The 12,696-nt window shown below is 69.6% G+C and carries 13 protein-coding genes and 1 pseudogene; 9 read left to right on the top strand and 5 right to left on the bottom strand.

Features of this window, described 5'->3' with window-relative positions:
- Window positions 1-3: 3 nt before the first annotated feature.
- Window positions 4-516 carry a PadR family transcriptional regulator gene (locus AB0F51_RS15220; protein ID WP_360279656.1) on the bottom strand — a complete coding sequence of 171 codons (513 nt, stop codon included), beginning with the start codon at window positions 514-516 and terminating at the stop codon, window positions 4-6.
- Window positions 517-630: 114 nt separating this feature from the next.
- Here AB0F51_RS15220 and purS point away from each other — a divergent pair, with 114 nt between their 5' ends.
- The 6 genes from purS to AB0F51_RS15190 are packed head-to-tail and all read left to right on the top strand — an operon-like array spanning window position 631 to window position 7,115.
- On the top strand, window positions 631-882 hold the full coding sequence (gene purS, locus AB0F51_RS15215) for a phosphoribosylformylglycinamidine synthase subunit PurS (protein WP_360279653.1): 252 nt from the start codon (window positions 631-633) through the stop codon (window positions 880-882).
- The gene (gene purQ / locus AB0F51_RS15210; protein ID WP_360279650.1) at window positions 879-1,550 is read left to right on the top strand and encodes a phosphoribosylformylglycinamidine synthase subunit PurQ; all 672 of its coding nucleotides are present in this window, start codon (window positions 879-881) and stop codon (window positions 1,548-1,550) included. Before purS ends, purQ begins: the two co-directional genes overlap by 4 nt.
- The gene (locus AB0F51_RS15205; protein WP_360279647.1) at window positions 1,550-3,625 is read left to right on the top strand and encodes a hypothetical protein; all 2,076 of its coding nucleotides are present in this window, start codon (window positions 1,550-1,552) and stop codon (window positions 3,623-3,625) included. The genes purQ and AB0F51_RS15205 overlap by 1 nt, the downstream gene beginning before the upstream one ends.
- Window positions 3,603-5,864 carry a phosphoribosylformylglycinamidine synthase subunit PurL gene (purL, locus tag AB0F51_RS15200; protein ID WP_360279644.1) on the top strand — a complete coding sequence of 754 codons (2,262 nt, stop codon included), beginning with the start codon at window positions 3,603-3,605 and terminating at the stop codon, window positions 5,862-5,864. The genes AB0F51_RS15205 and purL overlap by 23 nt, the downstream gene beginning before the upstream one ends.
- 1 nt (window position 5,865) lies before the next feature.
- Window positions 5,866-6,558 (top strand): tyrosine-protein phosphatase, encoded by a 693-nt coding sequence (locus AB0F51_RS15195; RefSeq protein WP_360279642.1) that lies wholly within the window; start codon window positions 5,866-5,868, stop codon window positions 6,556-6,558.
- A 59-nt stretch (window positions 6,559-6,617) separates the two neighbouring features.
- Window positions 6,618-7,115 (top strand): DUF1707 domain-containing protein, encoded by a 498-nt coding sequence (locus tag AB0F51_RS15190; protein ID WP_360279640.1) that lies wholly within the window; start codon window positions 6,618-6,620, stop codon window positions 7,113-7,115.
- A 22-nt stretch (window positions 7,116-7,137) separates the two neighbouring features.
- Here the strand turns inward: AB0F51_RS15190 and AB0F51_RS15185 are convergent, their stop codons facing one another.
- Together AB0F51_RS15185 and AB0F51_RS15180 are read right to left on the bottom strand one after the other, a co-directional pair.
- A complete protein-coding gene (locus AB0F51_RS15185) occupies window positions 7,138-8,001 on the bottom strand; it encodes a hypothetical protein (protein ID WP_360279637.1) in 864 nt (287 codons plus the stop codon).
- On the bottom strand, window positions 7,988-8,599 hold the full coding sequence (locus tag AB0F51_RS15180; RefSeq protein WP_360279634.1) for a sigma-70 family RNA polymerase sigma factor: 612 nt from the start codon (window positions 8,597-8,599) through the stop codon (window positions 7,988-7,990). The genes AB0F51_RS15185 and AB0F51_RS15180 overlap by 14 nt, the downstream gene beginning before the upstream one ends.
- A 104-nt stretch (window positions 8,600-8,703) precedes the next feature.
- Here AB0F51_RS15180 and AB0F51_RS15175 point away from each other — a divergent pair, with 104 nt between their 5' ends.
- The 3 genes from AB0F51_RS15175 to AB0F51_RS15165 are packed head-to-tail and all read left to right on the top strand — an operon-like array spanning window position 8,704 to window position 10,238.
- On the top strand, window positions 8,704-9,036 hold the full coding sequence (locus tag AB0F51_RS15175) for a YnfA family protein (RefSeq protein WP_360279631.1): 333 nt from the start codon (window positions 8,704-8,706) through the stop codon (window positions 9,034-9,036).
- A gap of 15 nt (window positions 9,037-9,051) precedes the next feature.
- Window positions 9,052-9,603 carry a GNAT family N-acetyltransferase gene (locus AB0F51_RS15170; RefSeq protein ID WP_360279629.1) on the top strand — a complete coding sequence of 184 codons (552 nt, stop codon included), beginning with the start codon at window positions 9,052-9,054 and terminating at the stop codon, window positions 9,601-9,603.
- Window positions 9,600-10,238 carry a hypothetical protein gene (locus tag AB0F51_RS15165; protein WP_360279626.1) on the top strand — a complete coding sequence of 213 codons (639 nt, stop codon included), beginning with the start codon at window positions 9,600-9,602 and terminating at the stop codon, window positions 10,236-10,238. Before AB0F51_RS15170 ends, AB0F51_RS15165 begins: the two co-directional genes overlap by 4 nt.
- Window positions 10,239-10,271: 33 nt before the next feature.
- On the opposite strand, the gene ptsP is transcribed toward AB0F51_RS15165, so the two are convergent.
- Together ptsP and dhaM are read right to left on the bottom strand one after the other, a co-directional pair.
- A complete protein-coding gene (ptsP, locus tag AB0F51_RS15160) occupies window positions 10,272-12,275 on the bottom strand; it encodes a phosphoenolpyruvate--protein phosphotransferase (protein WP_360279745.1) in 2,004 nt (667 codons plus the stop codon).
- Window positions 12,273-12,653: pseudogene (gene dhaM / locus AB0F51_RS15155) on the bottom strand (dihydroxyacetone kinase phosphoryl donor subunit DhaM); the annotation flags it as partial. The pseudogene dhaM and the gene ptsP, both read right to left, overlap by 3 nt.
- Between the last annotated feature and the right edge of the window lie 43 nt (window positions 12,654-12,696).

Here is a 12,696-nt window from a genome sequence, read left to right as displayed (position 1 = left end):
CCCCTAGGTGGACCGCAGATTCTCCGCCGCGCTGTCGAGCCAGCGGAGGTCGGCGTCCAGGTGGATGGCCACGAAGTCGCGCGCCAGCCGGGCGGGAGCGTCGTCTTCCGGGCCGGGCGGAGTACTGCGGAGTTCGCGGATCCGGCGCAGGTGGCTGGCCCGCTGGCTGGCCAGGAACTCGGTCGCGTCCTCGCCGGTGTGCAGGGACGCGATCACCTTGCGGACCATCTCGTCCACGGCTCCCACCGCGGGCTCGATCGGCTCGGCCAGCCAGGCGGCCAGGTGCTCGCGGCCCTTGGGGGTGAGTCCGTAGACGGTCCGCTCGGGTCCGCCCTCCGAGCCGCGGTCCACCACCTCGACGAGTTCGTCGCGTTCCAGCCGGGACAGCGTCGTGTACACCTGCCCGAAGGCCAGCGGGCGACTGTCGGGGAACCACGCGTCGTGGCCGCGTTTCACGTCGTACCCGTGGGCCGGGCCGCGGTGCAGCAGGCCCAGAACGAGCTCAGCAGTGGCCATGGCCTGGACTATACACACGATGTATGTACTCAGTGAATAGTCGAGCGATGCGGGGAGTCCGGGTGGTGGTCGGTAGGATTCAGGCGTCATCCCCGGTCCGAACCAGGAGTTTCAGTGGCTCGCGTTGTCGTCGACGTCATGCTCAAGCCCGAGATCCTCGACCCGCAGGGCAAGGCGGTGCACGGCGCGTTCGGCCGGCTCGGCTTCGACGGCGTGGCCGATGTGCGTCAGGGCAAGCGCTTCGAGATCACCCTGGACGGTGAGGCGACCGAGGAACGGGTCGCCGAGATCCGCAAGGCGGCCGACACGCTGCTGGCCAACCCGGTGATCGAGGACTACACCCTGCACGTCGAGGGCGACCAGTGAAGATCGGGGTCGTCACCTTCCCGGGCTCGCTCGACGACGTCGACGCCCGCCGGGCAGCGGCCGTCGCGGGCGCCGAGGCGGTCGCGCTCTGGCACGGCGACGCCGACCTGCACGGAGTCGACGCGGTCGTCCTGCCGGGCGGTTTCTCGTACGGCGACTACCTGCGCGCCGGTGCCATCTCCCGGTTCGCGCCGGTGATGGACACCATCATCAAGAAGGCCGGCGAGGGCCTGCCGGTGCTGGGGATCTGCAACGGCTTCCAGGTGCTCTGCGAGTCGCACCTGCTGCCGGGCGCGCTGATCAAGAACCACCACCGCAAGTTCATCTGCAAGGCCCAGCCGCTGCGGATCGAGAACAACCGCACCGCGTGGACCAGCGACTACGACGCGAACCACGAGATCACCATCGTGCTGAAGAACCAGGACGGCTCGTACGTCGCCGACGAGGCGACGCTCGACCGGCTCGAGGGTGAGGGCCTGGTGGTCGCCCGCTACCTGGACGAGAACCCGAACGGTTCCTACCGCGACATCGCCGGCATCAGCAACGAGCGCGGCAACGTGGTCGGCCTGATGCCGCACCCGGAGCACTGCGTCGAGACCCTGACCGGCCCGAGCACGGACGGCCTCGGCTTCTTCACCTCGGTCCTGAAGGCCGTCGTCTCCTCCTGATGAACTCTCGTGGGGTCCGGCGGCTGCTGTTGTCAGCCGTCGCCCTCGTAGCAGCCAGCGCCGTCTCAGCCGGTACTGCGGCGGCCGCGTTGCCGCAGGAGCCGCAGGACCTGCTGGCGAAGGTTGTGGTGATCGGCGTCCCCGGCCTGAGCTGGTACGACGTGAAGGCGTCGCCCGAGCTGACCGCCTTGGTGGACCAGTCGCATGTCGGCTCGATCACCGTAAAGACCGCCGGGCCGCATACCTGCCCGGTCGACGGCTGGCTGACGATCAGTGCCGGCACCCGCGCTTGGGGCAGCGTCCCTGACCAGCAGTGTGGTGACCTGCCCGGTGTGGTCAACGGCAGGGTGCAGGGCTGGCAGACGTACGTCGACCGCCAGGCTGAACACCACACCGGCGCGCCGCTCGGCCGCCTAGCGGAGAGCAGAGAGCGGCTCTGCGGGTTCGGCCCGGGTGCCGCCATCGCCCTCGCCAGGCGCGACGGCACAGTCGGCAACTGGCAGCCGCAGCTGGACCAGGCCCTGCTGGCGAGCCCGGCCTGTAGCGACGCGATCATCGACGCCGGCCCTCTGCCGCTCCGTGAAGGTCGCGACGAGGCGCGCAAGAAGGTCGCCGACCTGGTCGCGCAGGCACGTGCCGCCGACGGGTGGGTCCTGCTGGTCGGCATCAGCCAGCTGACCGCCAACGCCCATCAAGAGCCCTTGGTCGCGATGCAGCTCCCGCCGGACAACGGCCCGCGCTGGCTGACCAGCGACTCCACCCGCCGTCCAGGGCTCATCCAACTGACCGACATCACGGCGACCGTCCTCCGCGGCGAGAGCAAGCCTCTGGACCCAGCCGGTGAGGAGAAGGCCGGCCCGCTGGGCGGCAACGAGATCCACTTCACCGGCGACCGCCACACGAACGCAGCCGCCGTGATCGAGGACCGGCTCGACACCAACGAGCGGTTCGAGCATCCGCGTCCCATGCTCGTCGCTGTCGCGATGACCTTGCTGGTGGCGCAGTTGGCCGCACTCGGCTGGTTCCTGAAGACCCGGAGCCGGCGGGCGCGGAGTACGAGTGAATTCACCATGCTGGCTCAGGGCGCGTTCTTCATCGCCGTCTTCTTGTCCACGGCAACCGTCTGGTGGCGCTGGCCGGAGCCAGGCTTCTCCCTGTACTGCGTGGTGCTGGCGATCAGCGCGGCCTTTGCCGGGCTGACCAGAGCGGTGCTGAAGCAATGGGCCGGGCTGGGCATCCTGCTGGCGGCGTACCTGATCCTGTTGGTCGATGGAGTGCTGGGGACGCCGCTGCAGTTCGGCAGCATGTTCACTGACGGCCCTGTGATCGGTGGTCGGTTCTACGGCTTCGGGAACTCCACCTTCGCCACCCTGGCGGTTGCTGCGCTCGTCACGGCCGGCTGGGTCGCGCAAAAGCTGATCGACCAGAGTCGCGTCAAGGCGGCTCTCGCAGTACTGGTTATCGGCGGTCTGGCGATCATCGTGGACGGCAAGCCCGGCTGGGGGACCGACTTCGGCGGGATCATCGCGCTGACGCCCGCAGTACTGCTGATGGCCTGGTTGACCTGGCGAGGCAGCATCTCGCTGAAGGCCCTGGTCGGCGTTGGGCTGGCCGGAGTACTCGCGGTCTCCGCTGTCGCCGTGCTGGACTACCTGCGGCCGGAGGACCAGCGCAGCCACTTCGGCACCTTCGTGGAGACAGTGCTCGACGGTGACGTGGCCGATGTGCTGATCCGGAAGCTGCAGATGTCGCTGGGCTTCTTCCAGACACCCGCCGGCTGGTTCATGCTCGCCGGTGTCGTGCTGGCGATGATCGCGACCGTCCGGCCGGACAAGGTCCCCTTCGAGGCTTACCGCCGTTTCTACGTCAGCCGGCCCATGGTCCGGCCGACGCTGCTGGCCCTGTCGATCTGCGGTCTGGTCGGCATGCTGCTCAACGACGCCGGGGTCGCGCTGCCCGCGATCATGACCGGCTTCACCCTTCCGCTGCTGGTGGCCCACCTGCTGGCGGCTAACGTTCTTCCCGAGTCCCACCTAGTTCAGGAGTCATCAAGTGTCGACCGACACCGTCAGTAACGCGACCAGTACGCCGGACGTGGAGCAGCCGTGGGCGGAGCTCGGGCTGAAGCCGGACGAGTACCAGCGGATCCGCGACATCCTGAAGCGGCGGCCGACCAGCTGCGAGCTGGCGATGTACTCGGTGATGTGGAGCGAGCACTGCTCGTACAAGTCCTCCAAGGTGCACCTGAAGAAGTTCGGTGACATCCCGCAGGAGACCCCGGCCGGCAAGATGCTCGCCGGGATCGGCGAGAACGCCGGCGTGATCGACATCGGCGAGGGCTACGCGGTCACCTTCAAGGTCGAGTCGCACAACCACCCGTCGTACGTCGAGCCGTACCAGGGCGCGGCGACCGGGGTCGGCGGCATCGTCCGCGACATCCTGGCGATGGGTGCCCGCCCGGTCGCGGTGATGGACCCGCTGCGGTTCGGCCCGCTCGACGCGCCCGACACCAAGCGCGTCCTGCCCGGCATCGTGTCCGGCGTCGGCGGCTACGGCAACAGCCTGGGGCTGCCGAACATCGGCGGCGAGGTCGTCTTCGACGCGACGTACCTGGGCAACCCGCTGGTGAACGCCCTCTGCGTCGGCGTCATGCGGCACGAGGACCTGCACCTGGCAAACGCGACCGGCGTCGGCAACCAGATCATCCTGTACGGCGCCAAGACCGGTGGCGACGGCATCGGCGGCGTCTCCGTGCTGGCCAGCGAGACGTTCGCCGACGGCGGCCCGACCAAGCGGCCCGCGGTCCAGGTCGGTGACCCGTTCATGGAGAAGCTGCTGATCGAGTGCACGCTCGAGCTGTTCGCGGCGGGGGTCGTCGAGGGCATCCAGGACCTCGGTGGCGCGGGGCTTTCGTGCGCGACCTCGGAGCTGGCCAGTGCCGGCGACGGTGGCATGCACGTGTCGCTCGACAAGGTGCCGCTGCGGGACGCTTCGCTGGCTCCGGAAGAGATTCTGATGAGCGAGTCGCAGGAGCGGATGATGGCGGTCGTCACGCCGGCCAACGTCGAGAAGTTCCTGAAGATCTGCGAGAAGTGGGACGTGCAGGCCGATGTGATCGGTGAGGTCACCGACATCGGGCTGCTGCAGATCGACTGGCACGGTGAGCGCGTGGTCGACGTGCCGCCGCGGACCGTCGCGCACGACGGACCGGTCTACGAGCGCCCGATGGCGCGGCCGGCCTGGCAGGACGAGCTGCAGGCCGACGGCGCCGAGAGGTTGCCGCGGGCAACCACCGGCGAGGAGCTGCGGGACACCCTGCTCAAGCTGGTCGCGTCGCCCAACCTGTGCGACAAGTCCTGGGTCACTGACCAGTACGACCGGTACGTGCTCGGCAACTCCGTGCTCGCGCAGCCCGAGGACAGCGGGATGATCCGCGTCGACGAGACCAGCGGCCTCGGTGTCGCGGTCTCTACCGACTGCAACGGCCGGTTCGCGAAGCTCGACCCGTACACCGGCGCGAAGCTCGCGCTGGCCGAGTCGTACCGCAACGTCGCCACCACCGGTGCCCGGCCGGCCGCGGTGACGGACTGCCTGAACTTCGGTTCGCCCGAGGACCCGGGCGTGATGTGGCAGTTCAGCGAGGCCATCCGCGGCCTCGTGGACGGCTGCATCGAGCTCGGCATCCCGGTCACCGGTGGCAACGTGTCGTTCTACAACCAGACCGGCGAGACGCCGATCCTGCCGACGCCGGTGGTCGGCGTCCTCGGTGTGATCGACGACGTGACCCGGCGGACCCCGATCGGTTTCACCGCCGAGATGGAGGGTCACCAGCTCTACCTGCTCGGCGAGACCGAGGAGGAGCTGTCGGGTTCGGAGTGGGCGCACGTCATCCACGGTCACCTCGGCGGACGCCCGCCGGCGGTCGACCTGGCGGCCGAGCAGCAGCTGGCCGACATCCTGATCAACGCCTCCCGCGACGGTCTGATCGACGCCGCCCACGACGTCAGTGACGGCGGTGTCGCCCAGGTCCTGGTCGAGTCCACCCTGCGCGGCGGCACCGGCGCCCGGGTCTGGGCACCGGACGGTCTCGACCCGTTCCTGTTCCTCTTCGCCGAGTCCGCCGGCCGCGCCGTGGTCGCCGTACCGCGCACCGAAGAGGTCCGGTTCACCGACATGTGCACCGCCCGCCGCTTCCCGCACACCAAGATCGGCGTCGTCACCGGCGAGTCCCTCGACGTCCAGGACCAGTTCGAGATCCCGCTCACCGAGCTCCACAGCACCTGGACCGCCACCCTGCCCAACGCCCTCGGCTGAGATGAGCCGTGAGCTGGACTGGGACGGCGCGGTGAACGCGCGGGACCTGGGTGGGTTACCGGCTGGATCGGGGACGATCCAGCCGGGGCGGATCTATCGGTCGGCCCGGCCCGACCTGCTGACCGATACCGGCTGGGAGCAGCTTGCCGAGGCCGGGGTCAGCACGGTCATCGACCTGCGGAACGACGACGAGCGGCTCGAAGTACGGGTGCTTGATGTCGTGCACCACCATCCGGTCGAGGATCAGCAGGATGCCGAGTTCATGGCCGTGTGGGGTGAGCGGCTCGACAGTCCGGCGTACTACGGGGAGGCGCTCCGCCGTTGGCCCGGGCTGATCACGTCGGTGTTCGCGCGGATCGCCGACGCCCCGCCGGGCGGCGTACTCGTGCACTGCAAGGCCGGCCGCGACCGCACCGGGATGGTCATCGCGATGCTGCTCTCCCTGGTCGGCACCCCGGTCGCGCACATCCTGGACGACTACGAGCTGGCCGTCCGCACGATGAACGCGTACTACGAGGAGCACCCCGGCGCCGGCGAACCGGCGATGACCGAGGACGAGTTGGAGTCGCACTGTGCGGACGCCTGCCTGGCGATGGTCGCCTTCCTCGGATCGACCGATGTCGCGGGGTATCTCACCAACAGCGGCCTCACCTTCGAGCAGCTGGACCGGTTGCGGGCCCGCCTGACGAGCTGAGCCGGTTGGGTCTCGCCCTGCCGGCTGGCACACTCGGGAAGAGGGAGTGGGGTGTTCGGATGAGCGATCGGTACAACGACCGGCCGAAAGCTGACTTGGCCAGGCTGGCGGGCTATGCCGCAGCCGCGAGCCAGGAAGCGCGCGTGGTCGCCGCGCGGCGCCGGATGCAGCCGGTCCGGCTCACCGACGAAGAGCGCAGGCTGGGCATCGACGAGCTGTCCGAGCAGTTCGCGATCGGCCGCCTCGACGAGGACGAGCTGCATCGCCGGGTCGACATCGTCAACGAAGCCGTCACGCACGGCCATCTCCAGGCCGCCTTCGAAGGGCTTCCGACGCCCGCGCTCTACACGCCCAAACCGCGCCCGGTCGGCCGCTGGCGCTGGGCGGCATTCGTGGGCGCGGTCTGGATGGCGCTGCCGTTCTTCCTGACCGGCTTGGTCTTCCTGGTCTTCGGCCGCGAGATCGCCGCCGCCATCTTCGGCCTCCCGGCTCTGGCCTGGGTCGCCGTCACCTGGCGCTGGGCCAAGGCGCCGGCGCGCAAGTCCCGCCGGAGCTGAGGCCCGGCGGGAGAGCACGGGTCTACTTCTCCGGTTCCGGGCCGATCCAGGCCTCGACGACGCCCGGGGACCGCGGCCAGATCTCGTGGACGTACCAGTCGCCCGGCGCCGGGTCGACCTCCTTGGCGGTGTTGACGCCGTCGACCATCGTAGTCTTCGAGTTGAGGTAGCCGCCGATCCGCACACCCCGCGCGGCGACGAGCTTCTGCACCTCGGCCACCCGCTTGTTCTGGTACGACAGACCGGCCAGCTCCTCGCCGCGACCGTTGGCCTGGGCCGGCATGTACTGGTACTGCTCACCTGGCCTGGCGGCCCGGCCGAACATGATCTCGGCCTTGCCCTTGAAGGTCTTCACCACCTCGACGCCGTACTGGCAGCCGGGGTCGGTCGCGTTCAGCGTGGCCGCGCAGTTCTCACCCGGCTTGAGCAGGCCGATCTTGTTCTCGTCGCTGCCCACCTGGTACCCGAAGGTCGCGTACTTGTCGACGGCCGACGGCGCGACCGGGACCATCCTCACCTTGATGTCCAGCCCGAGCTTCTTGAACTGCTGGTTGTAGGCCTTCGGGTCGGCGTTCTCGTCGACCACCCGGACGATCAACCGCTCGCCCTGGTCCGTCACGGACAGCGCTTGCGGCAGGTCCTGGCCCGGCCGGTTCACCACGGCCGCGGCGGCTACTCCACCGATGACCAGCATGCTGGCGGCCACCAGGGCCAGGCGGGGGCGGTTCGGCGTACGGCGGGGTGTGAGGTGGACGACTCGGGTTTCGGTGTCCTCGGCGGCGGTGGTGATGCCGTTGGAGAGGTCGGCCCAGGCGGCCTCGCTGGCTGAGGTGTTGGGGGAGGGGTTGAGGCCGCGGGTCACGGCGTCGATGTCAGGCGTCTTCATGGGAGACCTCCTTCTTGAGCGGTACCAGGGACCGGTTGGCCAGCGGAGCGGTCAGCAGCTTGGCGAACCGTTTCCGGGCCCGGTGCAACCTGATCCGTACTGCGTTGCGGGTGATGCCGAGGGCGATCGCGATCTGGGCGGTGTCGAGCTCTTCCCAGGCCACCAGCGACAGCAGTTCGCGGTCCTGCTCGGGGAGGCACCGGAAGGCGATCGCGGCGGGGGAGTTGTCGGTCAGCGTCCGGGCCGGCTCGTCGGTCTCGGCCAGCTCGTTGCGGAGGCGGTCGGCCAGCGCGTGCCGGCGGCCCTCCCCGCGCTGGTGGTTGGCGAGCACTCGCCGTGCCACGCCGTACAGCCAGGGTCTGGTCTCGTCCCCGGCCGGCACGTCGTCCAGCCGGCGCCAGGCGACCAGGAACGTGTCGGCGAGCAGGTCGGCGGCGTCGTGCCGGTTCCCGGTCCGGCGGAGCAGGTAGCCGAGCACTGCCTCGCGGTTCGCCGCGAAGAGCTCCTCGAACCTCTCCCGCCGGCGGTCCCGCGGCCCGTCGCCCACGCCTGCCTCGCTCACTGGCCCCGGCCGGGCCCTCGTCGGTGTCTGCGTCATACCCCACACATGTCCGGCACCCCGCCCACCCATTTCACCCCACCCACATTGCAACCACCCGCAGGTTTCTCCTCGACGCGGGGGTGGGCGCTTAGCCTGCTGGTATGACCGTGGTGCGTTCGATGGGGTTGTTCGGGGTGGCGGCGGTGGCTGAGATTGGTGGGGCGTGGCTGGTGTGGCAGGGGGTCCGGGAGCAGCGGGGGTTGCTATGGGTGCTGGGCGGGATTGTTGCCCTGGGCGCCTATGGGTTCGTCGCCACGCTTCAGCCCGACCCGAACTTCGGCCGCATCCTGGCGGCGTACGGCGGTGTGTTCGTGGCCGGGTCGCTCGCCTGGGGAGTGCTGCTCGACGGGTTCCGCCCGGATCGGTGGGATCTCGCCGGGGCGCTGGTCTGTCTGGCCGGTGTGGGGCTGATCATGTACGCGCCGCGCGGCTGAATTAGCCTGGGCTGCGTGGAGCCCTTGCTGCGTCTTGCCGTACCCACTGACGCGCCCGCCGTCGCGGAGCTGATGCAGTCCTCCGTGCTCAGCCTCTTCCCGGCGTACTACGACCAGGCGCAGACCGCGAGCGCAGTGCGCCACATCGCCGTACTGGACCAGGCCCTGATCGACGACGGCACGTACTACGTGCACGAGGCCGGCGGCGAGATCGTCGCGTGTGGTGGCTGGAGCCGGCGCAACAAGCTGTTCAACGCGTCGGTCGCGGGTGCCGACGAGCGGCTGCTCGACCCGGCCACCGAACCGGCTCGGGTCCGCGCGATGTTCGTCCGCGGCGACTGGACCCGGCGCGGGCTCGGGCGGGCCATCCTGAATGCCTGTGTGGACGCCGCCCGCGCCGAGGGGTTCACCCGGCTCGCGCTGATGGCGACACTGCCCGGCGTACCGCTGTACAAGTCCTTCGGCTTCACCGAGGTCGAGACCGCCGAGCTGACGATGCCCGACGGCGTCGTCCTGGGCGCGGTCGCAATGGAACGCGCAGTCGATCTGAACGGAGACCAACGATGACCGCAGGCACCACCGTCCAGGCACCCGACGGCACCGAGGTCGTGCTCGGCGAGATCGGCACCCGCGTGCTGCTGGAGAACTCCCGCGTCCGCGTCTGGGAGGTCTCCCTCGCACCGGGCGAGGCGCAGGGCTGGCACCTCCACCACAACCCGTACGTCGTCCTGTGCCTGGCAACCTCGCCGTGTCACATGGACTGGCTGGACGGCAGCCCGGCTCGCCAGCTGAGCGAGACGGTCGGCGGCTCGGTCTATCGCCCGGTCTCCCCGGTGCACATGCTCACCAACGACGGCGACTCGCCGTACCTGAACCGCCTGATCGAGCTGCTCGACCTGGGCGAGGAAGCCTCCGGCGAGCCCTACACCAACGCCGCCATGGGCGAGGGCAGCTTCGCCAGCATCGGCGAGGTCCCGGCGAAGGTGGTCATCGACGACCCGGACGTCCAGGTCCTGCACGTCACTCCCGAACCAGGCGAGAGCTACACCTGGATCGCCGGCGAGCACCCCACCCTGATCGCCGACCTCGACCTGAACACCCCAGACGTCACCTACCTCCAGCCCGGCGAGTCCTACGACCTACCAGCCAAAACCACCCAAACCAACGGCTTCAACCTCGTAGAACTCCGCTACTACAGCTGAACCCGCGCTGCGCGCCGGCAGGGCGCGGAGCGCTCAGGCGATGGTGTTGCGGACTGCGGTGGCGCTCCCGAGCGTCAGCGCCTTGGTGGCGAGCGCGGTGGCGGCTGCGAGGTTGGTTCGGCGCAGCCGGGCTTTGACGGTTGGGACTTGCGGGCCTACGGCGCTCAGCTCGTGGACGCCGAGGCCGGCTAGCAGTACTGCGGCGTCGGGGTCGCTGGCCAGGTCGCCGCAGACGGCTACCTCAAGGCCTTCCGGTACTCCGCGCACCACGCGATCAATCAGCTGAAGCACCGCCGGGTCGAGCCCATCGGCCAAGCCCGCGACCGCGCTGTTCCCGCGATCAGCGGCCGTCGTGTACTGCGTGAGGTCGTTGGTCCCGATACTCACGAAGTCGAGCCCCGCGGCGAGCGTGCTGATCCGCAAGGCCGCGGCCGGTACCTCGACCATGATGCCCACCTTGAGCTCCGCGGGCCGCCCGATCGCCGCCAGCTCTTCCAGCGCCCACGCGACTTCCTCGGCCGTCGTGACCATCGGGAACATCACGTGCACGGGCGTCTCCGCCGCCACCCGGCAGATCGCCGTCAACTGATCCCGCAGCAACTCCGGCCGGCGCCGGAACACCCTGATCCCACGCTCACCAAGGAACGGGTTCGCCTCCCGCTCCTGGGGCAGGAACGCGAGCGGCTTGTCGCCCCCGATGTCCCAGGTCCGAATCGTGATCGGCTTCCCACCGAACGCCGCCGCGATCGCCCGGAACGCCTCGACCTGCTCCTCAACACTCGGTGCCACCCGCCGCTCGCCGAACAGCACCTCCGTCCGCACCAGCCCGGACCCATCGGCTCCACGTGCATCCAGCGCATCCTGCACCGACCCGACGTTCGCGAGTACTGCGATCGTCCGGCCGTCCACGGTCACCGCCGGCTGCTCGGCTTCCGCCAACGCCGCTTCCCGCTCAGCCGCGCGTTCGCGCAACGCAGTACGGAGGCTTTCACCGCCGTCAGCTGGGTCGACCACGAACTTGCCGGCTCGCGCGTCGAAGCCCACCAGCGCCCCCGCGGGCACGGCCACTTCGCCGATCCCGGTCATCACCGGGATGCCGCGCGACCGCGCCACGATCACCCCGTGCCCGGTCGTCCCGGCGGCCCGGACGGCGACCCCCACGATCCGCTCGGCATCAATCCCGGCCGCGGTAGCCGCATCAAGCTCCCGTACTACGAGCAGCCCGTCTTCGGCCGGACCCATGTCGCTCGCGCCAACCAGAGCACGCAGTACGCGATCGCGGACGCTCCGGACGTCCTGAGCCCGCTCCCGCTGGTAGGGATCGTCCAACGCCTCGAAGCTGGCCGCGACGGCATCCAGCGCCGCCTGCCAAGCTTCCGGCGCACTCTTGTCCTCGCCCTGCGTGATGGGCCGGAAGACGGCGTCGAGCACCAGGACGTCACCCAGCAAAGCCAGCTGGGCATCGAAAATCGAAGCCTCCGCGGCCCCGACCGTCCTGGCCGTCTCGTCCCGGAGCGCTGTCAACTGAGCTTCGGCGACCTCGCGCGCGTCATGAGCCCGCTGCCGCTCGACATCGACATCTCCGGCCTGGTAGTTGCTCAGGTCAACCTCTTGGTCAGCCAGAATCGCCGGCCCGATCGCCACATCCAGCCCTGACCCGCTTTTGCCGACGGCTGTCGTCGGAGGCGCCTGCGCCGGTACGTCGTCGAACCCGCGATCAGCGAGCGCACCGAGAGCAGCCAATGCCTCGGCGGCCTCCGGCCCACTCGCGCCGACCCGCAAACGATGCCCCTGCTGAGCATTGAGTGTGGCCACCATGCTCAGACTGCCTGCCTCGACCGGGCCTTTCCCGGTGGTGAGATTCGTCAGTGTCACCTTCGCGTCGAACCGTTGCACCAGCCCGACCACCTTCGCCGCCGGTCGCGCGTGCAAGCCATGCTCGTTGCCAACGGCAATCTCAAGAAAGTGGTCAGAGGCAACTTCAAGCGGCGAGCCGGCAACAACCGCGTCCCCGAGATGATCCTGCTTCCCCGCCAACCCCCGCGAAGCCTCCGCCAGTACTGCGTCCAGGCCGGCTCCCGTCGACGCGGTGACCACGGCTGCGACGAGCCCTTCCACCAAAGGCGCGCTGGACAACTTCACCCGCTCGGCGAGCTCCGGATCGACGAACTCCAGTGCCATCTCCGCACTCAGCACCGCGCTACCCAGATCGAGCAGCACCAACACGCCATCAGGACTGTCGGCAACCCCGACCGCCTCCGCCACCGCGGCCGCGTCCGTCCCGAACGTCGTTTCGTCCAGCCCCGCCGCGACCGCGATCACCGGACGGTCGCCCTCGGCAACCATCTCGGACGCCAGCCCGACCGCCGCCTCCGCCAGCGCCCGGCTGTGCGAGACGACCACGATCCCGATCACGCCGTCACCGCATCGGGCCTGCGGCTCGCCGACCTGCTCGGCA

This window comes from Kribbella sp. NPDC023855 (assembly GCF_040639475.1).
In the GTDB taxonomy this organism is placed as follows: domain Bacteria; phylum Actinomycetota; class Actinomycetes; order Propionibacteriales; family Kribbellaceae; genus Kribbella.
The sequence above is the reverse complement of the archived record's forward strand: the minus strand, read 5'-3'. Positions and strand labels throughout refer to the sequence as shown.